This is a genomic window from Massilia sp. CT11-137, assembly GCF_047302885.1.
GTDB classification, from domain to species: Bacteria; Pseudomonadota; Gammaproteobacteria; order Burkholderiales; family Burkholderiaceae_D; genus Telluria; species Telluria orientalis.
Genome location: NZ_JBKYMP010000001.1, coordinates 622701 through 646121 on the forward strand (window position 1 = coordinate 622701; position 23421 = coordinate 646121).

21 protein-coding genes and 1 pseudogene are annotated in these 23421 nt (G+C 67.0%); 11 read left to right on the plus strand and 11 right to left on the minus strand.

The features are described from left to right. Positions 1–199: 199 nt before the first annotated feature. The 4 genes from ACEN98_RS02815 (at position 200) to ACEN98_RS02830 (ending at position 4204) form a co-directional block, all read left to right on the plus strand. Positions 200–1357 carry an MFS transporter gene (locus tag ACEN98_RS02815; RefSeq protein ID WP_413381270.1) on the plus strand — a complete coding sequence of 386 codons (1158 nt, stop codon included), beginning with the start codon at positions 200–202 and terminating at the stop codon, positions 1355–1357. Between the two features lie 147 nt (positions 1358–1504). After that, entirely contained in the window at positions 1505–2128 is a 624-nt protein-coding gene (locus ACEN98_RS02820) for a DUF4254 domain-containing protein (protein WP_413381272.1), read from the plus strand. Next, the gene (locus tag ACEN98_RS02825) at positions 2125–3030 is read left to right on the plus strand and encodes a glycosyltransferase family A protein (protein WP_413381274.1); all 906 of its coding nucleotides are present in this window, start codon (positions 2125–2127) and stop codon (positions 3028–3030) included. The genes ACEN98_RS02820 and ACEN98_RS02825 overlap by 4 nt, the downstream gene beginning before the upstream one ends. Then, complete coding sequence (locus ACEN98_RS02830; protein WP_413381276.1) at positions 2954–4204, plus strand: glycosyltransferase family 9 protein; 1251 nt, start codon at positions 2954–2956, stop codon at positions 4202–4204. Before ACEN98_RS02825 ends, ACEN98_RS02830 begins: the two co-directional genes overlap by 77 nt. Here ACEN98_RS02830 and ACEN98_RS02835 read toward each other — a convergent pair whose 3' ends face one another. The 3 genes from ACEN98_RS02835 to ACEN98_RS02845 are packed head-to-tail and all read right to left on the minus strand — an operon-like array spanning position 4205 to position 8334. After that, entirely contained in the window at positions 4205–5257 is a 1053-nt protein-coding gene (locus tag ACEN98_RS02835; RefSeq protein WP_413381278.1) for a glycosyltransferase family 9 protein, read from the minus strand. A 30-nt stretch (positions 5258–5287) separates the two neighbouring features. Further along, positions 5288–6658, minus strand: coding sequence for a N,N-dimethylformamidase beta subunit family domain-containing protein (locus ACEN98_RS02840; protein WP_413381280.1), 1371 nt, complete (start codon positions 6656–6658; stop codon positions 5288–5290). After that, positions 6655–8334 (minus strand): carbamoyltransferase, encoded by a 1680-nt coding sequence (locus tag ACEN98_RS02845; protein WP_413381282.1) that lies wholly within the window; start codon positions 8332–8334, stop codon positions 6655–6657. The genes ACEN98_RS02840 and ACEN98_RS02845 overlap by 4 nt, the downstream gene beginning before the upstream one ends. 163 nt (positions 8335–8497) lie before the next feature. Here ACEN98_RS02845 and nudC point away from each other — a divergent pair, with 163 nt between their 5' ends. Then, positions 8498–9319: an NAD(+) diphosphatase gene (nudC, locus tag ACEN98_RS02850; RefSeq protein WP_413381284.1), complete on the plus strand. Its 822-nt coding sequence runs from the start codon at positions 8498–8500 to the stop codon at positions 9317–9319. 12 nt (positions 9320–9331) lie between these two features. Here the strand turns inward: nudC and ACEN98_RS02855 are convergent, their stop codons facing one another. Beyond that, on the minus strand, positions 9332–10204 hold the full coding sequence (locus ACEN98_RS02855) for a hypothetical protein (RefSeq protein ID WP_413381286.1): 873 nt from the start codon (positions 10202–10204) through the stop codon (positions 9332–9334). Between the two features lie 149 nt (positions 10205–10353). Between ACEN98_RS02855 and folE the strand changes: the two genes are divergently transcribed. Further along, positions 10354–10920, plus strand: coding sequence for a GTP cyclohydrolase I FolE (gene folE, locus ACEN98_RS02860; protein ID WP_160410791.1), 567 nt, complete (start codon positions 10354–10356; stop codon positions 10918–10920). Positions 10921–11102: 182 nt separating this feature from the next. Then, a pseudogene (locus ACEN98_RS02865) lies at positions 11103–11378 on the plus strand (transposase); the annotation flags it as partial. Between the two features lie 113 nt (positions 11379–11491). On the opposite strand, the gene ACEN98_RS02870 reads toward ACEN98_RS02865, so the two are convergent. Continuing rightward, on the minus strand, positions 11492–11914 hold the full coding sequence (locus ACEN98_RS02870) for a hypothetical protein (RefSeq protein WP_413381289.1): 423 nt from the start codon (positions 11912–11914) through the stop codon (positions 11492–11494). Positions 11915–11949: 35 nt separating this feature from the next. On the opposite strand from ACEN98_RS02870, the gene ACEN98_RS02875 reads away from it, so the two are divergent. Genes ACEN98_RS02875 through ACEN98_RS02885 form a run of 3 tightly spaced genes read left to right on the plus strand, consistent with a single transcriptional unit; the run spans position 11950 to position 15897 of the window. Continuing rightward, positions 11950–12648: a (2Fe-2S)-binding protein gene (locus tag ACEN98_RS02875; protein WP_413385942.1), complete on the plus strand. Its 699-nt coding sequence runs from the start codon at positions 11950–11952 to the stop codon at positions 12646–12648. A gap of 10 nt (positions 12649–12658) precedes the next feature. Then, positions 12659–13681 (plus strand): FAD binding domain-containing protein, encoded by a 1023-nt coding sequence (locus tag ACEN98_RS02880; RefSeq protein WP_413381291.1) that lies wholly within the window; start codon positions 12659–12661, stop codon positions 13679–13681. Beyond that, a complete protein-coding gene (locus tag ACEN98_RS02885) occupies positions 13678–15897 on the plus strand; it encodes a xanthine dehydrogenase family protein molybdopterin-binding subunit (protein ID WP_413381293.1) in 2220 nt (739 codons plus the stop codon). Before ACEN98_RS02880 ends, ACEN98_RS02885 begins: the two co-directional genes overlap by 4 nt. A 12-nt stretch (positions 15898–15909) precedes the next feature. On the opposite strand, the gene ACEN98_RS02890 is transcribed toward ACEN98_RS02885, so the two are convergent. From ACEN98_RS02890 to ACEN98_RS02915, 6 genes are all read right to left on the minus strand, one after another. After that, positions 15910–17397 carry an efflux transporter outer membrane subunit gene (locus ACEN98_RS02890; RefSeq protein ID WP_413381295.1) on the minus strand — a complete coding sequence of 496 codons (1488 nt, stop codon included), beginning with the start codon at positions 17395–17397 and terminating at the stop codon, positions 15910–15912. Then, positions 17394–18338, minus strand: a complete 945-nt coding sequence (locus tag ACEN98_RS02895; RefSeq protein WP_413381297.1) for an efflux RND transporter periplasmic adaptor subunit — start codon at positions 18336–18338, stop codon at positions 17394–17396. The genes ACEN98_RS02890 and ACEN98_RS02895 overlap by 4 nt, the downstream gene beginning before the upstream one ends. A gap of 7 nt (positions 18339–18345) precedes the next feature. After that, the gene (locus ACEN98_RS02900; RefSeq protein WP_025511664.1) at positions 18346–18552 is read right to left on the minus strand and encodes a DUF1656 domain-containing protein; all 207 of its coding nucleotides are present in this window, start codon (positions 18550–18552) and stop codon (positions 18346–18348) included. Positions 18553–18563: 11 nt separating this feature from the next. Then, entirely contained in the window at positions 18564–20600 is a 2037-nt protein-coding gene (locus ACEN98_RS02905; protein ID WP_413381299.1) for an FUSC family protein, read from the minus strand. Positions 20601–20602: 2 nt separating this feature from the next. Further along, the gene (locus ACEN98_RS02910) at positions 20603–21055 is read right to left on the minus strand and encodes a MarR family winged helix-turn-helix transcriptional regulator (protein WP_413381301.1); all 453 of its coding nucleotides are present in this window, start codon (positions 21053–21055) and stop codon (positions 20603–20605) included. A gap of 156 nt (positions 21056–21211) precedes the next feature. Beyond that, entirely contained in the window at positions 21212–21844 is a 633-nt protein-coding gene (locus ACEN98_RS02915) for an HAD hydrolase-like protein (RefSeq protein WP_413381303.1), read from the minus strand. Positions 21845–21993: 149 nt separating this feature from the next. Between ACEN98_RS02915 and ACEN98_RS02920 the strand changes: the two genes are divergently transcribed. Beyond that, positions 21994–23205 carry a PHA-depolymerase-like protein gene (locus tag ACEN98_RS02920; RefSeq protein WP_413381305.1) on the plus strand — a complete coding sequence of 404 codons (1212 nt, stop codon included), beginning with the start codon at positions 21994–21996 and terminating at the stop codon, positions 23203–23205. Positions 23206–23421: the final 216 nt, after the last annotated feature.

The window sequence follows — 23421 nt, forward strand, 5'->3', positions numbered from 1 at the left end:
TTCACATCCGGTTACAAACTGCCCGTGTTTGTCGGCATCTCGCAACGCTGAAAATTTTTTCCGAGTGGCAAAGCAAAGTTCTCGCAAACCGTTTAGAATTGCCTCCCATCAGCTTTCCACGCGCCAACCGCTCGGTTGGCGTTTGCTTTTTGATCCAGACATTTTTTTAAAAAAAGTCATCTACTAAATGCAAAATCATTTGCCCGCTACTGCTGCCGCCCGCTCCCGCAGCCTCCCGCTCGCGCAATCGCAGTCGTTCGCCCTGCCGCTCCTGTTCACGGTATTCGGCGTGATCATGGGTTCGTGGGCCGGCCGCATTCCGGCCATGGCCGAACGCGTGCACGTGTCGCACTCGGCGTTGTCGATGGTGCTGCTGTGCGGCGGCCTCGGTGCCGTTCTGTCGTACCCTATTTCATCGCGCATGATGAGCTCGCTTGGCGCCCGCAAAACCATGCTGTTTTCCGGCCTGGCCCTGCTCGTCGTGCTGGTCGCCATCGGCGGCGCACCGACCGTGCCGCTGTTGATGATGGCCGTCCTGAGCCTGGGCATTACGGCCAGCACGTTCGACGTCGCCGTCAACTCGACCGCCACCCGCCGCGAAAAGCAGTCGGGCAAGTCGGAACTGTCGAAACTGCACGGCCTCGGCTGCGCCGGCGGCCTGGCGGGTGCGACCCTGGGCAGCCTGATGGCCGGCCTGCACATCGCGCCGCTCACGCACTTCGTGATGCTGGCCGGTCCGCTGGCCCTGGCCCTCTACTATGGCCATGCGTCGCTGGATGCGGACGACACCGGTGAAGTCGTCGAGAAAAAATCGTTCTCGCTGCCGCGCGGCCCGCTGCTGTTCCTGGGCGCACTCGGCTTTTTCGGTTCGATGGCCGAAGGCAGCATCGCCGACTGGAGCGGCGTGTTCCTGAAGGAGCACTTCGGTGCGTCGGACGGCCTGGCGCCGCTGGCCCTGTCGTCGTTCTCCGTGATGATGCTGCTGGCCCGCCTCGGCGGCGACAAGCTCAAGGTGCGCTATGGTGCCCGTTCGCTCGTCACCAGCGGCTCGATGCTGGGTGCCGCCGGCCTGTTCTTCGCCGTGCTGTCGCCGAATGCCTGGTTCGCCCTGTTCGGCTTCGCCGTCGCGGGCATGGGCCTGGCGCTGGTGTTCCCGTTCGTGTTCAGCGCGGCGGGCGCGCAGGGTCCGGCGGCATTGGCCGGCGTGGCCAGCATGGCCTACAGCGGCAGCCTGATGGGCCCGCCGGTCATCGGCGCCATCGCCCAGGGCATGGGCATGCAGATCGCCATCGCCTACATCGGCGGCCTCGCCTGCCTGATCGCCTTCGTGGCCAGCCGTTCGCGCCTGCTGAAGTAATCATCCTTTCTTCCTCGTTCAGGGCGGTGCCGATGGCGCCGCCCTTTTTTGTTTGCGCTGTGCCAAGCCCGCGCGCATTCCGCAGAACTCCAGTACGCCTGCGTACTCCAAGCAAACGTCGCTCGTCTGCCCAGGATCGGAGTTGCCATGCAAAGCGAAATCGATGCCGTGTCCGTCGTCTGGTTCCACGACCGCCAGCTGCGCGAACGCGATTGGCCCGTGATGTCGCACGTCGCCGCCGATGCTGGTGTATGGGAATGGATCGCCGCCAATCACCGCTACAACGGCCTGCTGTGGCGCGAGGAAGACCGGGCGCGCCGGCTCGACGTGCCGCCTTCCGAGATCGCGGCCGGCAAGCGCCTGATCGACCGCTACAACCAGAAACGCAACGACGCGGTCGAATCCATCGACGAAGCGCTGCTGGCCGGCCTGCGCCACGTCGTCTGCGTACCCGATGCGCGGCTCTCCAGCGAAACGGCCGGCGCCATGATCGACCGCCTGTCGATCCTCGCGCTGAAGATCCACCACATGCGCGCGCAGACGCAGCGCGTCGATGCGGACGACGCCCACATCCGCGCGTGCACCGCCAAGCTCGACCGCCTGCTCGCGCAGCGCCAGGACCTGATGGCCTGCCTCGACCTGCTGCTCACGGAAGCGCGGGCCGGACGGGCCTATTTCAAGCTGTATCGTCAATTCAAGATGTACAACGATCCCGCGCTGAACCCGTACCTCAACGGCCAGGTGCAGGGGGATGGAAGGGCGGCGCCGTGAACGAGACGATCGACGTCGTGATCCCGACCCGCAACCGCCCCGCGGCGCTCGCGGTCACGTTGACGGCGCTCGGTGCGCAGACCTGGCCGGCCTTGCGCATCGTGCTTGCCGACCAGTCAGATGGCGACGGCGTCTGCACGCATGGCGAAGTGCAGGCGGTATTGCGCTACCTGCGCGTTACCGGGCGCAGTGTCGACACGTTCCGGCGCCCGCGCCGCCGCGGCATGGCCGAACAGCGCGCCTTCCTGCTGGCCCAGGTGCGCTCGCCGTGCTGCCTGTTCGTCGACGACGACGTGATCCTCGAACCGGACCTCGTCGCCCGTCTGCACGCCGTCCTGCGGGAAGAGGAATGCGGCCTCGTCGGCAGTGCGCTGCATGGATTGAGCTACCTGGGCCAGTTGCGGCCGATGCAGGAAGCGATCGAATTCTGGGACGGTCCCGTGATGCCGGAAACCGTGCGGCCCGGCAGCCCGGCGTGGGCGCGTCATCACCTGCACAGCGCGGCGAACCTCTTTCACGTGCAGACCCGCCTGGCGGACGAGACCGGAGCGACGCGACGCTACAAGATCGCCTGGGTCGGCGGCTGCGTGATGTTCGATACGGCCAAGCTGCGCGCGGTGGGCGGCTTCGACTTCTGGCGCGACCTGCCGGCCCAGCATTGCGGAGAAGATGTACTGGCCCAGCAGCGTGTGATGGCGCTGTACGGCGGCTGCGCGATATTTCCGTCTGGCGCGTATCACATGGAACTGCCGACGACCATCACGGCACGGGCCATCGATGCGCCGTATGTGTTGCCGCTCAGTGAGCCACACGATGAGCCACACGATGAGCCACACGATGAGCCACACGATGAGCCACACGATGAGCCGCACGACGAGCCGCACGATGCGACCGGCGAGTGACCGTCTCGATGACATGCGTGTAGACGACATGCGTGTAGACGACATGCGTATAGACGACATGCGTGTAGACGACATGCGTGTCCACGATGTGCGTGTCCACGATGTGCGTGTCCACGACATGCGTGTCCACGATGTGCGCAAGATCGTCGTGCTGCGGCCGGGCGCAGTGGGCGACTTCGTGTTCGCGCTGCCGGCCCTGCACGCGTTAAAGCAGGCGTATCCCGGGGCCGAACTGGTCCTGGCGGGAAAAGCCTGGCATCGTGCGTTCCTGCACGGGAGGCCGGGGCCGGTCGACCGGGTTGTCGAGGTGCCGCCCGTGCAAGGCGTCGGCGCACACGAGACTTCGAAAGACGAGGTCGAGCGCTTCGTCGACGCGCTGCGCGCCGAGCGTTTCGATCTCGCACTGCAGATGCATGGCGGAGGGCGTCATTCGAATCCATTCCTGTTGCGCTTCGGTGCACGGCTGACGGCGGGGGCCTGCGCGCCGGGTGTGCCCTTGCTCGATCGCTGGGTGCCGTTTCGCCAGCCCAGCCCGCGCAGGCTGGCCTTGCTCGAGATCGCGGGCCTGGCCGGCGCGGAGATCCAGTGGCCGCTTGACGCGCAACCGGAACTCGCGCTCACGGAAGCCGACCGGCACGAGGCCGCGGCGATCATGCCCGGGCTGGCCGGTAAGCGGCTCATCGTGCTGCAGCCGGGGTCGACCGATCCGCGGCGCTGCTGGCCGGCGCCATCGTTCGCGGCGCTGGGCGACCGGCTCGCGCAGGACGGGGCCTGTGTCGCCGTCAACGGTTCGCCGGACGAAGTGGATCTTGTGCACGAGGTCGTGGCGCGCATGCACGCGCCGGCCGTCGCACTCGCAGGCCGGCTGAGCCTGGGCGGGCTGTGCGGCCTGCTGGCGCGCGCCGCGCTGCTCGTGTCGAACGACACCGGCCCGCTGCACCTGGGCCTGGCGCTCCGTGTGCCGAGTGTCGGCATCTTCTGGCTGACGAATTTGATCGACGGAATGCCGTTGCGGCCCTCGACCCTGCATGCGGCCATGTCGGTGCGGACACGCTGCCCTGTTTGCGATCAGGACAATCTGCGAGCGCGCTGTCCGCACGATGTGAGCTTCGTCGCCGATGTCGGCATCGACGAGGTGGAGGCGCTGGCCCATGCGGCATTGGCTCATCAATAGTCACCAGTAAGGCCACATGCCGACACTGCGCTGGCGGCTCGGCGCCGTGCCGGCCAGCAATGCGCGTGCATGTTGCAGCACCACCTGGGCGCGCTCCGCACCGGGATCCCAGATGCAGCGGTGCGTGTGGCGGTCGAGCGGCGCCCAGCGGGCAATGTCGGCCTTGCTGAACACGACGACGCTTTTGAGCCTGAGGCCGGCCGCGATGTGGGACACGCCCGTGTCGTTGCAGAGCAAGAGCCTGGCATCACGCATCAGGACGGACATCGCACCGATCGAGATGGGCGCGGCGGCGTCGAGCGGCGGGTGGTGCATGCGGGACGCCACGTCGGCCGTCAGGTCCGCTTCCTCGGCCGATCCCGTCAACACCACCTTGAGGCCGAACTCGGCGGCGAGGCGGTCGCCGACCTCCGCAAACAAGGCCGCCGGCCAGCATTTGTCCCGCTTGCGCGCGCCCGGGTGGATGCACACGTAGGCGCCGGGCGTGAGTGCGGTGCCGAGGCCGCTTGCGCGCCACTCGTCTTCGTCGTCGTGCGACAGCGGAAATTCCAGGTGGACGCCGGTCGATGGTGCGCCCAGCTGCTCCATCAGCGACAGGAGGCGCTCCGGCTCCGCCCCGATTTCCGGATAGGGAAACAGGACGGTGCGGTCGCGGACGACGGGCGCGCCACGGCAGAACCCGGCCATCGCCTGCGCGCCGAAGCCGCTGACGATGTCGTTGCTCACGTCGCCACTGCCGTGCAACTGGAGCGCCAGCGCGAACTGGCGGGTGCAGAGACTGTTGTAGAAACGCGCGAGCGCCTCCTGCCGTACCGGTTGCTCGGGCAGCAAAGGGTGGCCGGGAAAGGCGATGAATTCATCGACGTACGCACTGAACCGGTCTGCGAATTGCTGCGCCCACGGCAAACCCACCAGCGCGATGTGGGCACGGGGCACGGCGGCGCGCAGCGCGCGCAGCGCGGGCACCGCGCACAGCATGTCACCCAGGTGAAGGGCGCGGAATACGATGACCGAAGGCGGATCGAGGCGCTGCAGCAGTGGTCGACGGTACATTGTTGCTCCTTTGTCGCCTGAGTTGCCGCGCTACCTTTGCAACAGGCCATCAAGGACATTGCGCGTGACGCGCTCCAATTGGCGATCCCGGCCGGCGTCGAGGACTTGCGCCCAGTCGGTGGTTCCGGCAGAAAACACGGTGCCGTTGCGTGTGAACAGGCCCATGGCGGCCGTGTGGATGCCTTCGCCGGCCGCGTGGCGTGCACGTGCCGGCAATTCCTGCCAGTCGGGGCCCAGGCGCGCCGCCGCCAGCAATGCATAGCCGTCCGGCGTACCGTCCCCGTCCGCCCAGACGGACAGCAATGCGCCATGGTCGGCATCGAAGACGTCGAGCGGAACGCCGTCGCATTCATAGCCCGCCAGCGGCGGCCAGCTATGCCGTCCGAGCGCGTCGCCGCGCGCCAGGCCGGTCTCCGTGAAGATCCAGTGATCGGGCTGCTGGACACGATAGCCGCCGGACCTGCGCGGACCATCCCACGAGCCGCCGCCATGCCGGTAGCTGGCGCCGCTCAAGCTGTCTTCGGGACGCGCCGCGCCGCGGGGTGACCACCACTGGTCGCGGGCGCCATGCGGGCCGCCCTGGTGGCAGACGATGGCCGTCCCGTCAGCGACGACGTGGATGCGCCACCAGCACACATTGCCGGCGAAGAAAGCGAGATTGCCGCCGCGGGCGACGAAGTCCTCGACGGCATCGCGTGTCGTCGTGCTCCAGTATTCGTCATGGCCGGCCGCGACCAGGAGGCGGTAGCCCGCGAGCAGCGCCGGGTCGGCGTGGATGTCGAGGTCCGTGCAGAAGTCGGCGCGGTAGCCATTGCGTGCCAGCCAGCGGATGAAGCGCGCGTCCCAGTGGGCGAAGGTCTGGCGGGGCGATGCGGTGTCGTAATGGTCGGCGGCGCACCATACGGGCCCGCCGATGCCGCCGCCGGGACGGCGCAGCGAGACGCGCGCGCCCGGCGGCTCGATCGAACGCGGCGGGTGGACGTAGAAGCAGCCGCCGCCGCTGGCGTTATAGGCGTGGTACGTGGCCAGCGGCAGTTTGTAGAGCAGACCGCCGGGCATGCCGCGTTCTCCAGGCCGTGCCAGCACGACGAACAGGGCGGCCCCGTGGCCGCGGGCGAGGTCGAACGTGGTCTTGCGTCCTTCTTCTTCGAGGTCGGCGATGACCACGGCCGAGGGCCAGTCCGGGGGGATCGGAAAGGGATAGGCCGGCCAGTTCCAGTCCGCGTCCGGCGCGGCATCGGCCGCCCATGCGCCGGGCAGCCAGTCGCTGCGCAGCATCTCGACCGGTCCGTCGCTCCAGCGGTAGAACGTGACGCGGAAACGGCGGCTGTCGGTCGACACGTGCAGCTGCAGCGTGGCGCCGGGCAGCACGCTGGCCCGTCCTGGATACGCACGGATCATGCGGGCAGCTCCGGTTCGATCCGTTTGGTCACGAGAAAGGGCGGTATCGCGAGGGCGTGCAGCGGCATGCGGCGGAACGAGGCAAGCGCTTCCTCCGGCGTTTCCACGATCGGTTCGTCCTTGCCGTTGAACGACGTGTTCAGCAGGACCGGCACGCCCGTGCGCGCATCGAAGCCCGTCAGCAGGCGGCGCAGCAGCGGGTCATCGTCCGGGCCGACGGTCTGCAGGCGCGCGCTGCCGTCCACGTGGGTGATGGCCGGTACCTGTGCGATCCTGTCCGGCCGGACCGGTGCGGCGAACTGCATGAAGGGCGAGGGACGCGGCAGGTCGAAGTATTCCCCGGCCCGTTCGGCGAGCACGACGGGTGCCAGCGGACGGAACCACTCGCGCTGCTTGACGCGCGCATTGATCCAGTCTCGGACTTCGGCCTGGCGCGGATCGGCCAGGATGCTGCGGTGGCCCAGGGCGCGCGGTCCGAATTCGCTGCCTTCCTGGTACAGGGCGAGGACGCGGCCCCGGCACAGCAGGTCGAGCATGTGGCTGCACATGGCGTCGGTGTCCGCGAGGTGGACGATGTGCAGATCGTCCCGGTCTGCCAGGGCGGCTTCGATGTCGTGGTGCCGCGGCAGGGGCCCGAGGTAGTCGTGGGTCCAGCGGTAGGCGCAGCCGGCGCCGGCCAGTTCCGCGAGGCCGTACAGCGCACAGCCCAGCGCGGTGCCCGCATCGCCCGGCGCGGGCGGAATGAAGACCTGCTTGAACGGCGTTTCGCGCAGCAGGCGTTCGTTGGCCGAACAGTTCAGCGCCGTGCCGCCGGCGAAGCACAGGTTGTCCAGCCCGGTCTCCGCATGCAGCCAGCGGGCCACGGCCACGATGGCATCCTCGAACGCACGCTGGCCCGCCGCCGCCAGGTTGGCGCAGTCGGCGAAGGCGACGCCCGGCTGGCCGTAGCGGAATCGTTCGTGGTCGCGCAGGATGTCGCGCCAGGCCGGCGGCAACGTCACCTGCCCGCCTTCGACGGCCAGTGGCGGCAGGCCCAGTGCATGCGGCCGGCCGTGCGGGGCGAGCCCCATCACCTTGCCTTCGTTGCCTTCGCCGGGGAAGATGGCTTGCGTCAGCAGGAAATAAAACATGCCGAGTCCGACGAGGCGCATGTGGTCCCGGTCCCACAGGTGCTTGCCGATGCAGTGCACGCGTTCGCGGTCGGCGCGGTAGAACGAGGCGACTTCGCGCCAGTCGCCCGGCACGTACGCCGCGCCGCTCCAGTGGTCGGTCAGGTCCGCGACGGGGCTGCCCTGGCCGTCGATGACCATGGCGGCGGCCTCGCGGAACGGCGACGGGTGGAACACGCTGTACAGGTGCGCCAGGTGGTGCGAGATGCGCACATGCCGGCAGTCGGGGGCAAGGCGCAGCGTCGCGCCCAGTTCCGCGTCGTACCGGGCCTGGTGGCGCGCTTCGTCGTCGCACGAGAAGCATTCGACCACGATGTCGATGGGCCGCTCCGGCCATGGCAGGCGCGGTCCGTAACGGTCGCGCACGTCGCCCGGCCGGCCCCAATGGTGCTTGTGCCGCGTGAGCCGCTCCTTCTGGATCGCCCACACCAGCCGCGAGCCCTGCATCAGGCAGGCACTGGCGTCCTGGGTCCGGTTAATACCGAGCACGACGGGAACATCGGTCATCGTTACCTCCGCGTTGGGTTGCGCTGCGGTCCTGCTGAGGCTTGGAGCACGATGAGCTGGATTAGTTCATCCATTCGCGCGGTCGTTGGATGTCGATGGCGGCCTGAACGGTACGGCGAAAGACGGTATCATCGACGGCAGTGCCCTTGATGACGGATTCCTCATGCTCCAGACGCCCGCCTCGTTCACGCCCCTGATGGCTCCGCAGCAGGATGCCGCACCGCTGTCCTTCGTCTTCCATGGCGGGCGGCTGCTCGTGCGCGAGGCCGACCTCGGCCTGCCCGACGAGGCCGCGCTACGCAGCCTCGCGCTCGACCCGCCGCGCCTGCAGCCGGTGGGCCTGCTGGATGACCGTTATTGCCAGACCGCCTGGGTCGACGACGAAGCACTGGCACCGCCCGGCTACGCCTGGCGCGGGCTGCGTTCGCTGTTCGGCGAGTTCGACGAAGGCCACCTCGGCGTGGCCGCGCGCGCCTGCCAGATCGCCGAATGGGCACGCACGCACCGCTTCTGCGGCGCCTGCGGCAGCGGCACCGTGCTGGCGGCGGGCGAGCGCTGCTTCAAGTGCGTGAACTGCGGCCATATGGCCTATCCGCGCATTTCGCCGGCGATGATGGTCCTGATCCGCAATGGTGACAAGGTGCTGCTGGCGCTGCACACGCAGTCCGCCGTCAAACGCTTCGTGCCGCTGGCCGGCTTCCTGGAAGCGGGCGAGACGATCGAGGAAGCCGTGCACCGCGAAGTGTTCGAGGAAGTGGGCCTGCGCGTGCACAACCTGCGCTATTTCGGCAGCCAGTCGTGGCCGTTCCCGCACTCGCTGATGATCGCGTTCACGGCCGATTACCTGGACGGCGAGATCCGTACCGATCCCAACGAGATCAGCGAGGCGCGCTGGTTCGGACCGGGCGACGAGTGGCCGGAGCGCGTGCCGCACGTGTCGATCTCGAGCGTGCTGGTCGACAGCCACCGTCCGCCCGGCCGCTGACGGCCGGCCCGCTTACGGTACGGGCGTAGCTGCGACCTTGCCCTCCACGCGCAGCGCCAGCGGCGTCTCTTCCGGCCGCGCGCCCGTGCTGCGCATGCGGACGACGCGCTGCATCAGGTCGAACCAGAAGGGGGCGCCGAACAGCGCGGTCGACGCCGTGACGATCCAGCCGGCGACCTGCAGCGCGAAATCGGCATTGGCTACCGGAGGGAACCGCGTCCAGCCGATCGGCAGCGCCATCATGGCGTCGAACACGGCCGGGTCGAGCGCGCCGGGCGCGTCATGGAGATGGGCCGCAAGGGCCGGCTGCTGCCACAACGTGCGGAACAGGTGGATGCTGTCGATGTTGAACAGGATCGCCAGCAGCAGCGCCAGCAGCAGGGAAATCAGCATCTGGCGCCGTTTATAGGCGCCGGACATGCGCGCCATCGCGTTGTCGAACCAGCCGGCCAGCATGTCCTGGAATTGCTGCAGGTCGCGCGCCCGCCCGTACAGCCCGCGCATCACCTGCCGGACCTGCGCATCGGGAATCGTCTCGATGGCGTTGCCGAGCTGGGCGAAGTCGCCCGGCACTTTCCACAGGCTGTCCACCAGCGCAATCGCAAAATGCGCCGGTTCGATGTACGATGGCCGCGTACGCATGTCCCGTTCGCTCGGCTGCGTGCCGTCCGCATGCGGGTTGACGAGCGGATGCTGGTAGACGGCACGCGCCAGCCCGTCGAAGCGGGAGTCGTTGAGCATGCTCTTGACGCCCGCCAGCAGGGTGTTGGCACGCAGCCGGAACGCCGCGGCCAGCGCTTCCTGCAAGGTGCTGACGATCAGGGCGACCGTGCCGTAACAAAATGTCAGGCCGATCGCGACTTCCAGGACGGTGCTCCCAAGCATGGCTGTTCTCCGCGCAGTGACAAGGACGTCGACTACGCTAGCGCATCCGCCACAGTCCGGCTTTCGGTTTGCGCAAGGAAGCCGCCGTCATCTGTGGATCCGCTTCATTTTCTATATACTCTCGGCAATCGAAAATTTTAGGGTTAACCATGTCTGACAAAGAAGTCTTCACCGAGAACGACTGGCGCCGCCTGCTGGTAAGCCTTGGCGAAGATCCCAACCGCTCCGGCCTGCACGAGACGCCCGCGCGTGTCGCCAAGGCCTGGAAACACTGGACTTCCGGCTACGACCAGGATCCGGTCGAGATCCTCAAGGCGTTCGAAGACGGCGCCGAGGAATACAACGAATTGATCGTCGTGCGCGGCATTCCGGTCTACAGCCATTGCGAACACCACCTGGCGCCGTTCTTCGGCAAGGCGACGGTGGGCTATCTGCCGAACGGCAAGATCGTCGGGCTGTCGAAGCTGACGCGCCTCGTCGACGTGTTCTCCAAGCGCCTGCAGGTGCAGGAACGCTTGACGGTCCAGATCGCCAACACGCTGATGGAAGTGCTGGAACCGAAGGCCGTGGGCGTGGTCATCAAGTGCCGCCACATGTGCATGGAAAGCCGCGGCATCCGCACGCCGGGCGAGGAAACCATCACGTCGACCCTCCTGGGCGAACTGCAGCCGAACCTGGCGCTGCGCACCGAGTTCCTGGCGCTGGCCCGCGACTGACGGCCTGCCCGACCCCGCACGCATGGCGCCGCAAAAAAAAGGCGCCATGATTCCGAACACGCTGCTAGACTGTATTTACTGGGCGCCGTGTTCGAATCCGTCGCGACAATGCGCTACGCCCCGTCGATGACCGGGAACCTGTTCCGGATCATGTGTCTCCAAGTGAATTTGAGGCGATCGACATGGCCAGGCAAACCTTTCCAAGCGATGTACCGCGTGAACAGTTCGAGACCGTGCGTGAAATGCTGGAAGCGGCCCGCCGCAAGACCCGGCCGCGCAAGCACGATCTGTACGATGTGTTCTGCGCCGTCCTGTACTTCCTCCACACCGGCAGCGCCTGGCGCAGCATGCCGCCCGAGTTTCCGCCCTGGCGCACCGTGCACGAATATTTCACGCAATGGACGATGCTGCGTGACGGCGACCGCACCCTGCTCGAGCAGGCGCTCGACCGGCTGGGGCGCACGGCCGAAATCGCGCGGCTGCGCCAGCTGACCGGGCAGCACTGATCCGGGCTGGGGGCGGATGACCGGCTGGTCGCCGGCGGGTGTGAGCGCTATCCAGCGAGGCGGGACTAGCGCGTGGCCGCCACCGAGCCTTCCGCCGGCTCGAACACGAGCTTCTTTTTCGCATCCATGTGGAACACGCCGATCGGCTGGGCCTGCACATTGTCCGACGGTTCCGGCAACTGGCTGCAGGTACGGGTTTCCAGTTGCCACATCGCGTCGCCCGCGCGCAGCAAAAAGGTCTCGTCGCCCGTGGAGAACAGCTCGACGTTCAGGTCGGCCAGTGGCGTCTTGCCGAGGTCGAACTGGCGCTGACAGTCCGGCAGGCGCGATGCGATCACCCGCAGGCCCACCTGTTTGCTCCAGAAATAATCCTGTGTGACAACCACGGTCAGGGCGTGGTCGTTGCTGTCGATCGTGTAGCTGGCCGATTCGTTGACGCAGCCGGCCAGCAGCAAGAGCGGTGTCAACAGGAGCAAGGTGGAGCGCATGGTCATTTCCGGGTTGCTGATGCTTCTGTGCATCACTGCGCGAGTATAGAGCGCTTCAAACACTTGCCGCAACGGCACGCTTCTCGCGCGCTCCGCGATTTTTTGATTTCGGAGATGATGAATCAGGCAATCCATCTTCGAAAGCGAGCAAAGTCATGCCAGACGATGACCAGAGTCTATCGGAGCAGCGTGCGCAGGGCGCGACGTTGGTCCATGCGCCGCCGCAACCGCTCACCTTGCGGATCAATGGCGCCGAGCACAACCTGACGATCGAGCCCCGCGTGACCCTGCTGGACGCACTGCGCGACGTGCTGGGCCTGACCGGCACCAAGAAGGGCTGCGACCGCGGCCAGTGCGGGGCCTGCACGGTCCTCGTGGACGGCCAGCGCATCAACGCCTGCCTCACGCTGGCGATGATGCATGACGGCCGCGAGATCACGACCGTGGAGGGGCTCGCCCAGAGCGGGCAGCCGCATCCGATGCAGCAGGCGTTCATGGATTGCGACGGCTTCCAGTGCGGCTATTGCACGCCGGGACAGGTGTGTTCGGCGGTGGCGCTGCTGGATGAAGTGAAGGCAAGGCAGGCCAGCATGCTGACCGAAGGCGACCAGCTGGCGCCGGGGGCGCTGTCCGAAGACGAGATCCGCGAGCGCATGAGCGGCAACCTGTGCCGCTGCGGCGCCTATCCCAACATCGTCAAGGCCATCCACAGCGTGGTCTTGCGCCAGGCGTAGGGGGACGTGCATGCAATCGATCTTCTACGACCGTGCCAGGGATGTGAATCACGCGCTCGAGCTCGCGCGCCAGCCGGGTGCGAAATACATCGGCGGCGGCACCAACCTGCTCGACCTGTACAAGAGCGGCATCGAGAAACCCGTCCGCCTGATCGACGTGAGCCGGCTGGCGCTGGCCGGCATCGACGAGCTGCCGGGCGGCGGCCTGCGCATCGGTGCCATGGCCAGCAACACGGCGGCCGCGAACCATCCGCTCGTGCGCCAGCGCTACCGCCTGCTGTCGGAGGCGCTGCTGAACGGCGCGTCGCCCCAACTGCGCAACATGGCGACCGTGGGCGGCAACCTGCTGCAGCGCACGCGCTGTTATTACTTCACCGATCCCGCTTTCTCCCACTGTAACAAGCGCGATCCCGGCTCGGGCTGCGACGCCATCGACGGCCACAACCGCATCCACGCGATCCTGGGCGCGAGCCCGCACTGCATCGCGACCAATCCGTCCGACATGAGCGTTGCCCTTGTCGCGCTCGACGCGGTCATCCACCTGCAGGGGCCGGACGGCGCGCGGCAGGTGCCCGTCGCCGAGTTCCACCGGCTGCCGGAAGACCGCCCGCAGGACGACACGGTGATCCGCCCTGGCGAACTGATCACGGCGGTGGAATTGCCGCCGACGCCGTTTTCCCGGCATGCGCACTACCTGAAGGTACGCGACCGGGCCAGCTATGCGTTCGCGCTCGTGTCGGTGGCGGCGGCCGTCGACGTGGACGGCGACATCATTCGCGACCTGCGCATCGTGCTGGGCGGCGTGGCCCATAAACCCTGGCGGGCGCTGGGTGCGGAACAGAGATTGCGCGGCCAGTCGCTGGGCGCGCTCACGGACGACGTGCTGGGCAAGGTCGGGGCGGACGCCGTCGCCGGCGCGCAACCGCATGCGCACAACGCGTTCAAGGTCGAACTGGCGCGGCGCGCGGTCGCGCGGGCGCTGCGGATCGCGACGGGCAGTCAGGCCACGGGCGAGATGGGAGGCATGGCATGACGATCACGGGCGCACCCATCAATCGCGTCGACGCGTGGGCCAAAGTCAGCGGCGCGGCGCGCTATTCGGCCGAGCATCCGGTCGACAACGTGGCCCATGCGGTCCTCGTCACGAGCACGATTCCCAGCGGACGCGTGCTCTCCATCGACGACAGCGTGGCCCGCGAGGTGCCGGGCGTGCTGCTCGTGCTGACCCCGGCGAACGCCATGCGGCTTCCTCCCAACATGAAGGACGGCAAGCTCCAGCCGCCGATCGGGCGCAGGCTGACCCTGCTGCAGGAAGACGACGTCTACTACAACAACCAGCCGATCGCCGTCGTCGTGGCCGACACGTTCGAGCGCGCACGCGAGGCGGGCGCCCGGCTGCGCATCGAGTACGAACGCAAGCCGGCCGTGCTCGACTTCGAGCAGGCCAAGGCGTCCGTGCATCCGCCGGAAAAAGTGTTGACGGAAGAGACCGACACGAAGCGCGGCGATTTGCAGGCGGGGCTGCTGGCCGGCAGCGCGCGGATAGCCGTCACCTACACGACGCCCATCGAAAACCACAATCCGCTCGAAACGCATGCGACGATCGCGCAGTGGGACGGCGACCGCCTCACCTTGTACGACTCGACGCAATACATGAAGGGCGTGCAGCGCATCGTCGCCAGCATCTTCGACATCCCGCCGGAGAACGTCACGGCGATCTGTCCGTACGTGGGCGGCGGCTTCGGCTCGAAGGGTTCCGTGTGGTCGCACGTGGTGCTCGCCGCGATGGCCGCGAAGCAGTTGGGGCGTCCCGTGAAACTGTCGCTGGACCGCAACCAGATGTTCGGCCCGGTCGGCACCCGCCCGAACACCGAGCAGCGCATGCGCATGGCGGCGCTGTCGGACGGCCGCATGACGGCATCCAGCCACGATACGATCGCCTACACGTCGATGATCGAGGACTGGATCGAGCCGTGCGGCCTCGTCACGCGCATGATGTACGAAAGCCCGAACCAGGAAACGTCGCACCGGCTGGCACGGATGAATCTCGGCACGCCCACGTTCATGCGCGCGCCAGGGGAAGCGACGGGCTCGTACGCCCAGGATTGCGCGATCGACGAGCTGGCTTACGAGCTGCACATGGACCCGCTCGACCTGCGCCTGAAAAACTACACGGAGCGCGATCCCGGCAAGGACTTGCCGTTTTCCAGTAAATCGCTGCGCCAATGCTACGAGATCGGCGCGGAGCGCTTCGGCTGGCGCGACCGCAACCCGCAGCCGCGCTCGATGCGGCAGGGGAACAAGCTCGTCGGATGGGGCATGGCGACGGCGAGTTATCCGACGAACCGTTCGGCGGCGGAATGCTCCGCGACCTTGACGCCGGACGGCACCGCGCTGTTCCGCTCCGGTACGCAGGACCTCGGCACCGGCACCTACACCGTGATGACGCAGGTAGCGGCGGATGCGCTCGGCGTGCCCGTCGACCGCGTGCGCTTCGAGCTGGGCAATTCGCAGATGCCCGAAGCGCCCGTCTCGGGCGGATCGACGACGGTCGCCAGCGTGGCGCCGGCCGTGCAGGCGGCGGGGAAGGCGTTGCGCCTGAAGCTGCTCGGCATTGCTGCGGCCGATGAACGCTCGCCGTTGTTCGGCGCGACGGCCGACCAGGTAGGCGTGGATTCGACGTCGGATGGTGGCGAGCTCTATCTGCTGGCCGATCCGGCGCGGCGTGTAGCGATGCAGGCCATCGCCGCACGCCACGGCGGTCCCGTGGAGGTGACGGCGAAGGCCGAGCCCGGCGACGAGAAGCAAAAGTATTCAATGCACGCGTTCGGCGCCGTGTTCGTCGAGGTGACGGTGGACGAGGACCTGGGCGAGATCCGCGTGCCGCGCGTCGTGGGCGTCTATGGCGTCGGCAAGCTGATGAACGAAAAGACGGGCTACAGCCAGCTGATGGGCGGCATCGTCTGGGGGATCGGCCTGGCGCTGTTCGAAGAGACGCTGATCGACAAGCGCGCAGGCCGCGCGGTGAACGGCAACCTGGCCGAGTACCACGTCCCGACGAATGCCGACATCCGGGCGATCGACGTGCAGATCGTCGACGAGGACGACCCGCACGTGAACCCGCTGGGCGCCAAGGGCATCGGCGAGATCGGCATCACGGGCGTGGGCGCCGCCATCGCGAATGCCGTGTTCCACGCGACGGGCAAGCGGGTGCGGGATCTGCCGATCACGCTCGATAAATTGTTGTGAACGCCAGGCGCGTCACTCCTTGTGATGCGCCTGCGCGACATGCTCGCCGCCATGCTGCGCGTGCGTGTTTTCCCATCCGCCGCCCAGCGCCAGGAACAGCTGCACCTGATCCGCCGCCAGCTGCGCGTCGGATGCCGCGAGGACGCTCTCGGCGCTGGCCAGCGTGCGGTCCGCGTCGAGCTGGGACAGGAAGTCCGTGCGGCCGAACTGGTACAGCCTGGCCGACTGGCGCGACGCCAGCGCGCTCTGGTCGCGTGCGGCGCGCAGGGCGGCGTTGCGGTCGAGCTCGCGGGCGTAGACGGTCAGCGCGCTTTCCGTCTCGCGCAGTGCGTTCAGCACGACCGAGTCGAAACGGGCCAGCGCACCGGCCGTGCTGGCCTTGGCCTGCGCGATGTGCGAGCGGGCGGAGCTGGTCGCCGGCAGGCTCCACGAGATCAGCGGGCCGAGGCTGAACTTCCACGTGTTCGCATCGTTGAACTGGTTCATCATGCCGATCATGCCGACCGACGCGCCCAGGTTGATGTTCGGGTACAGCTCGGCCGTCGCGACGCCGATGCGCGCGGTGGCGCCGGCCAGCTGGCGCTCGGCCTGGCGCACGTCGGGGCGGCGGCGCAGCAGGGCGGCACCGTCGCCAACGGGGATCGTCGCGGCCACGCGTGGCGGCGTCGAACATTGCGCGACCTCGGCCGGGAACTGGCTCGGCACTTCACCTGTCAAAACAGCCAGACGGTACAGCGCCGTGCGGCGGCGCGCTTCCAGCGGCGGCAGGTTGGCGCGCAGCTGGTCGAGCTGGGCTTGTGCACGGGTGGTGTCGATGGCGATGCCGCGGCCGCGCTTGACGCGTTCGGCCGTGAGATTCACGAACTTCCGCTGCAGATCGACGGAATCCTGCGCCACTTTCAGCTGGTAGCCGGCCGAACACGCTTCCGCATAGGCGCGGGTCGTGTCGGCCGCGACGATCACGTGCGTGAGGTCGCTGGCCGCCTGCGCGGCTTCGACGTCCGCTTCCGACGCTTCGACGGCGCGGCGGATGCGGCCCCACAGGTCGAGCGTGTAGCCGATCTTGACGTCGGCGTCGTACAGGCCGTCGGTAGGCAGTTGTTCCGGGATGCCCAGCTGGGCGCCGGCGATCCGGCCGTATTGCGGGGCGGCGCTCATCTCGACTTCGGGGCGCTTCTTTTCCTCGACCTCTTCCAGCACGCCATGCGCGCGTTGCAGGTTGGCGGCGGCCACGCGCAGGTCGGCATTGTTGGCGAAGGCCTTGGCGACCAGCTTGTCGAGCAGCGGGTCCTGGTACAGGCGCCACCAGTCGGCCGGGAGCGGTTCGGATTTGAAGGACTGCTCGGCCGCGCCCATGAACGGGGCGTTGGCCGCGTCGCGCTTGATCACGGCCTCTTTCGGCACGTGGTAGTCGGGGCCCACCGTCGTGCAGGCGGCGAGCGCGGCCGCCAGCAGCGACAGCGTGAAGACTTTCTTGACGGAGGATCGGTAGCGGTTCATGACGATTTATGCGTGGTAGTCGCGGCGGGAACGGCAGCCACTGCCTTGGCCGCAGGCTTGGCCAAAGGTTTGGCCAAAGCCGGCAACACCTTCACCGTCGCCGTCTGCCCGGCGACGAGGCGCACGGTGGCCGGCACCTGGTCGATGGCGATCCGCACCGGCACGCGCTGCGCGAGGCGGACCCAGTTGAAGGTCGGGTTCACGTTCGGCAGCATGTTGGCGCCGGTGCTGCGGTCGCGGTCGGTGATGCCTTCGGCGAAGCTCTCCACGTGGCCGCGGATCGGCTGGCGCGTGCCCATCACCGTCACGTCGACCTGGTCGCCGAGCTGGATGCCGGGCAGCTTGGTCTCTTCGAAATAGCCTTCGACGTAGAACGAGCCGCTGTCGACGACGGCCATCACCGGATGCCCCGCCGTGGCGTACGCGCCTTCGCGCAGGTCGAGGTTCGTCACGATGCCGTTCACGCTGGACACGACGCGCGTGCGTTCGAGGTTCAGCTTGGCGGTGTCGCGGTTGACGATGGCCTGGGCCAGCGTGGCGCGGGCCTGGTCGGTGCGGGTCTGCCCTTGTTCCCGGGTTTCCTGCGACACGAGGTCGTCGAGCTGGGTGTTACGCTGGTTCTCGCGCAGCGCCTGGGCCAGCGCGGCCTGGGCTGCCGTCACCTGGGCTTCGCTCTGGCGCAAGGCGAGTTCGAAACGGGCGCGGTCGATGTCGAACAGTGCCTCGCCGGCCTTCACCTGCTGGTTGTCGTGCACGTAGACCTTGGTCACCTGGCCCGTCACGTCGGGCGCGACCTGCACGACATAGGCTTTCACGCGGCCGTCGCGCGTCCAGGGCTCGACCTCGTAATGGCGCCATAGCTGCCAGCCCGCGTAGACCGCGCCCGCGGTCACCGCCGCCGTGATTGTTACCCGGCCAATTGTCGACAAAATAGTTTTCATAGCCATCTCAGGACCAGTTGCGTGTGTAATACGTCAGTGCGCCGAGCACGATGACGAACAGGGAAAAATCGAACAGGGCCGGGTGCCAGACGACGCGATAAAAGCCCGTCTTCGCCAGGACCAGGTTGATGAGCCGCGAGACCACCAGTGCCGCCAGCGTGAGCAGCAGGAGCGGAGGAACGTAGAGGCCGTAGATGCTGACTTCGCCGATCATCGGATCTCCTTTCAGATTGCAGTTGCAAGCGACGGCTGATATGCCGCCGCCTTGGGAAACAGGTCGCGCCGCATGCCGGTGAGGGCAGCGAGCGCCTCGCGCTGGGCCGCGTCGCGTTCGCCGGCGCAGATGGCGCGCAGGGCGTTGTCGAGCGTGTCCAGCAGGCTGCGTTCGCAGCCGGCGTCGACCCTGGGGCGCAGCGCGAAATGGCGCGACAGCTGCTTCATCAGCGGGCCAACGGCCGCTTCGCCGCGGCCCAGCCGGGCGCGCACGCTTTGCAACAGGGTCATGTTCAGGCCGATGCGCAGGTCGCGCAGGGCGTCGACGGCCTGCAGGTCCTGGTCCTTGCCGGCCAATGCCAGGCGCGGGGTCAGCTGCCCCACGCGGTCGACCATCCTGGCCGAGAATTCCGGCAGCGACGGCACGCGCTCGCCTTTGCCCATGCGCGACAGTTCGCTCCAACCGGCCTTGAGCAGGCGGCGCGCCGTCCAGCCGGCGCCCACGCGGCGGAACACGCTCGTCGTGACGGCGGCCGCGATGTAGCCGACCACCTGCGCCAGCGTGCTGTTCACGAAGGACACCATGTCGGCGTTGTGCGTGTCGACCATGGCCAGCGTGCCACAGATCGCGAACAGGAAGGGCATCGCGCGCCCGAACGTCGAGGGACGCGCGAGGAAGACGCCCAGCGCGAGGAAGGTCGGGGCGCACGCGAGCACGAGCGACTCGAAGTTGTGCACGGCCGGCAGGATGCCCAGCAGGTACAGGGCCGACAGCGGGATCGCGTAGATCGAGTACCACATGAAGGTCTTGATGAACGGGACCGGGTCGTCCTGCGTGGAGAAGAAACAGCACAGCACGGCCGTCATCATCGGGGCGGCGGGGCCGGCCGGCCAGCCGGTCAGGATCCAGAACGCGCAGCAGGCCAGCACGGCGACCGCGGCGGCGAAGGCGGACAGCGCGGCCATGCCGCGGTCCAGGTGCAGCGCGCTCACCGGCACGCCCGGCAGGTGGCGTACGGCCTCGGGCAGGCGCCCGTGCACGCCCGCGTCGATGTGCTGGCGCAGCGCGCGCGTCTCGACGCAGATCTCGATCAGGCGCCGCAGGCGCGCGGCCAGGTTCACTTCGATCATGCCGGTCCAGCCCAGCGTCTCGTCGACCTTCGGTTCAAGGGCGTCGATGCGCTGGCGCAGCGCGGCGCCCTGCGCATCGATGGCCACGTCCTTCGGGCTCCCGGTGAGGGCGACGACGTCGCGCAGCAGCGCGTGCCACCGTTCCGATACCTCGGTGGCGCCCAGGTCGCGCAACGCCGTCAGGCGGTCTTCGACGCCGGAGACGATCGGCACGAACGCGGCCAGGCGTTCCTGCAGCGCATTCACCGCCTTCTCCGTCCAGCGCAGGTGCGATGTGTCGAACGGCAGGTGCGTGGTCATCAGGCGCATTTCCGTGATGTCGCCCGCGAGCTTGCGCCGGTCGCCGGCACTGCGGGCGTCGCCGGCCGGATTCAGTGCGTCGCGGATCCAGTGCTGGGCGTCGCGCACGGCATTGTCCAGGCGCGCCACCAGCATCGGACCGAACGGCTGCGGCAGCACGAGGCTGTGCACGACGGTAGCGCACGTGATGCCGAGCAGGATCTCCTCCACGCGCGCGAGGGCGATGTCGAAGATGGCGGCCGGCTCATTGACGGCGGGGAAGGCGATGAGGCCGGCCGTATACCCGCCCAGCATCAGCATGTACGAGCGCGGCGTGCGGTCGAGCAGCGACACATACAAGCAGCCGGCGATCCACAGCGCCAGCGCCAGCGACAGCAGTTCGGGCGAGTTGATCAGCCGCGGCACGAGGAACGTGACGACGATGGCGCCCAGCACCGTGCCGCCCGCGCGATACAGCCCCTTGGAGCGGACGGGGCCGGCGAACGGCGCGGCGCAGATATAGGCCGTCATCATGGCCCAAAACGGTCGCGGCAGTCCGATGCGCATCGATACATAGACCGAGAGCATCGCTGCCGCGAATGACTTGACGGAGAACAGGATCTCCGACCGGGTTGGCATGTTCACGCACCCTGGATGGTGGCGATGGCCGTCGGCAGGCCGGACAGGACGCGCAGCGTGGCCTCGACATCGGCCGCATCGAACTGCCCGAACAGCTTGCGGCGGAAGGGCGTCAGCGCCTGGTCCATCTGGTGGGCGGTCTTGAGGCCCTCGTCGGTCAGGCGCAGGATCTTGGCGCGGCGGTCCTGCGGATCTTCATGGCGCTCGACGAGGCCCGATCCGATCAGGTGGTCGACGACGCGCACGAGCGACGACGCTTCCAGGCTCAGCGTCTCGGCCAGGATGCCCGGCCGCACGCCGTTCTCGCCGAAGCGGTGGATGACCAGCACCGGCAGCCCGGTCGCCTGGGACAGGCCGAAGTCGGATGCGACCTTGTCGGCAGCGGCACGGTAGGCGCGCGACGCGTGGGTCAGCGCGGCGGTGAGACTGCTCAGGGTCTGGTCGGTGAGTCGCATGTTGATCCTCGTAAATACTTTTCTTGTTCACTGTTGATATGCGAAAGTTTAGCATGCGAACTATTTACATGCAACGTAGCTTGGGCACGCTGTGCCCAAGCGTAACGTTTGCGTGATGCCTGCCTTCGCGCGGCACGAGGTGCCCGGCCTGCTTGCTTATGGAGACGGTGCGATCCGGCATAACGCCGCCGGTGTCACGAATTCAGTGGCGCACGCCTCCGCGCGCAGCGCTTCGATCGTGGCAATGCCCCAGTGGACGGCGCCGAACGCCACGCCGGCTTTTTGCGCCGCCTCCGCATCCGTCGCCTGGTCGCCGATGTAGATGGCATCCGCCGGCGCCACGCCGCAGGCCTTGAGCACGGCCCGGATGCGGCTTGCCTTGCCGAACACGGACATGCCGCATTCGAAGCGCCGGATCAGCGCCGCCAGCTCGGGTCCCAGCACCGCGCGCACGTTGTGCTCGGCATTCGACGAGACGACGGCGAGCACCACGCCCCGGTCGTGCAGGTGGCGCAGCGCGTCCGCGATGCCGTCGAACAAAGGAATCGCGTGGGCGCTGGCGCGCATCATCGCGATGAAGGTCTTCGACGCGAGCGGCAGCTTCCAGGCCGGCATGCCGACGTGGTCCATCATCTGGCGCACGTGGAGGTGGCGCAGTTCGTCCGCGCGCGCGACGTCGATACGGCGAAAGCCGTGCTGGTCGGCGATCGTGTTGAAGACGGTGAGGACGAAGGGAAACGAGTCGGCGAGCGTGCCGTCGAAATCGAACATGGCGAGGCGATAGGTCATGCGCACATGGTACACGCCGCGTGCTTCCGCTCCGGATGCATCGTTTTTGCACAGCCGCCTGATCGCAAGCGCACATCGTTTGCGCTTGCACATCGGTCTGCCTCATCTAAGCTGATCCGGGTCAAACCTATAGAACAATCGGAGACAGCATGACCATCCAGATCAGGGCAAGGCAGCTTGCCGGCATCCTCATTGGTTTTCTCGGCACGAGCGCCTTCGCGGCGGTCGTCGCTTTACCGAAGTACAACGTCAGCGTGAACGACGTGTCGGTCTCCGGTTTTTCGTCCGGCGCCCACATGGCGGCGCAGATGCATTTCGCGTATTCGAAAACGGTGAAAAAGGGCGCAGGCATCATCGCCGGCGGGCCCGTCTACTGCTCGCAGGGGAACGTCGCGATCTCGGTCGGTCCGTGCATGGCGAATACCGGCTCGCGCAATCTGCCGTATTTGATGTCGGTGGTGAATACGTGGTCGGGCAATGGCTATATCGACCCGACCAGCAATATGGCCGCATCGAAGGTCTATCTGCTGTCGGGGACGATCGATTCCACGGTCCGCCAACCCGTGATGGACGACCTCAGGACGATGTACGGTTCGTATCTCCCGGCCGCCAATATCTATTACAAGAACAATCTCGCGGCCGAGCATTCGGTCCCGACGGATTTCTTCGGCAACGGCTGCGCCATCAACGGCAGCCCGTACGTCGACAACTGCAACTTCGATACCGCGGGCGAGATCCTGAAATGGATTTATGGGCCACTGAATCCGAAGAACACGGGTGTGCTGTCCGGCAGCTTCATCAACTTCGACCAGTCCGTTTTCTGGGGCAATTTCAATCCGAATTTTTATAGCATGGCCAACAGCGGCTACGCCTACGTGCCGGCCAGCTGTGCCGCGGGTCAATCCTGCCGGCTGCACGTGGCATTCCACGGCTGCCTGCAAAGCGCGTCCGTCGTCGGCACGGCGTTTTACCAGAATGCCGGCTATAACCGCTGGGCCGATACGAACAACATGATCGTGCTGTATCCGCAAACGATCGTTACCGCGAACAATCCCGGCGGATGCTGGGACTGGTGGGGCTACGAGGACGTGAATTTCCCGGCCAAGAGCGGCGGGCAAATGGTCGCCATCAAGACCATGATCGACAAGATCGTCAGCGGCAACGCGGCGGCGCCGTTCGCGTGCAGTCACTGGTATGCCAGCAATGTGTCGCACGTGTCGGCCGGCCGGGCGTACATCGGGGCGGATGGGCAGGTGTATGCGAAGAATTCGAACCAGTATCTGGGGTATTACATGGTCGCCGCATATACGGATGTGAGGCAGACGTCGGCGGGGTATTACGCGTATGGCAGTTGTTCTTGAAACAGTTTAGTTACCATGAATGGCTGAAATCGCGCGCAAAACGTTATTTAAGCCATTATTTTTACGATTAATTTGCATCTTAATGTAACAGGCTTTACGAGGTGTAAAGCGTGGTCCCGCACAATTCAGCTCGGCTATGATGGCCGCCCGCTCAGCTGTTTCCGCAACATTGTTGCTTAATTAATGCTGAGCAACACTGAAATGGCTGGGCTCACA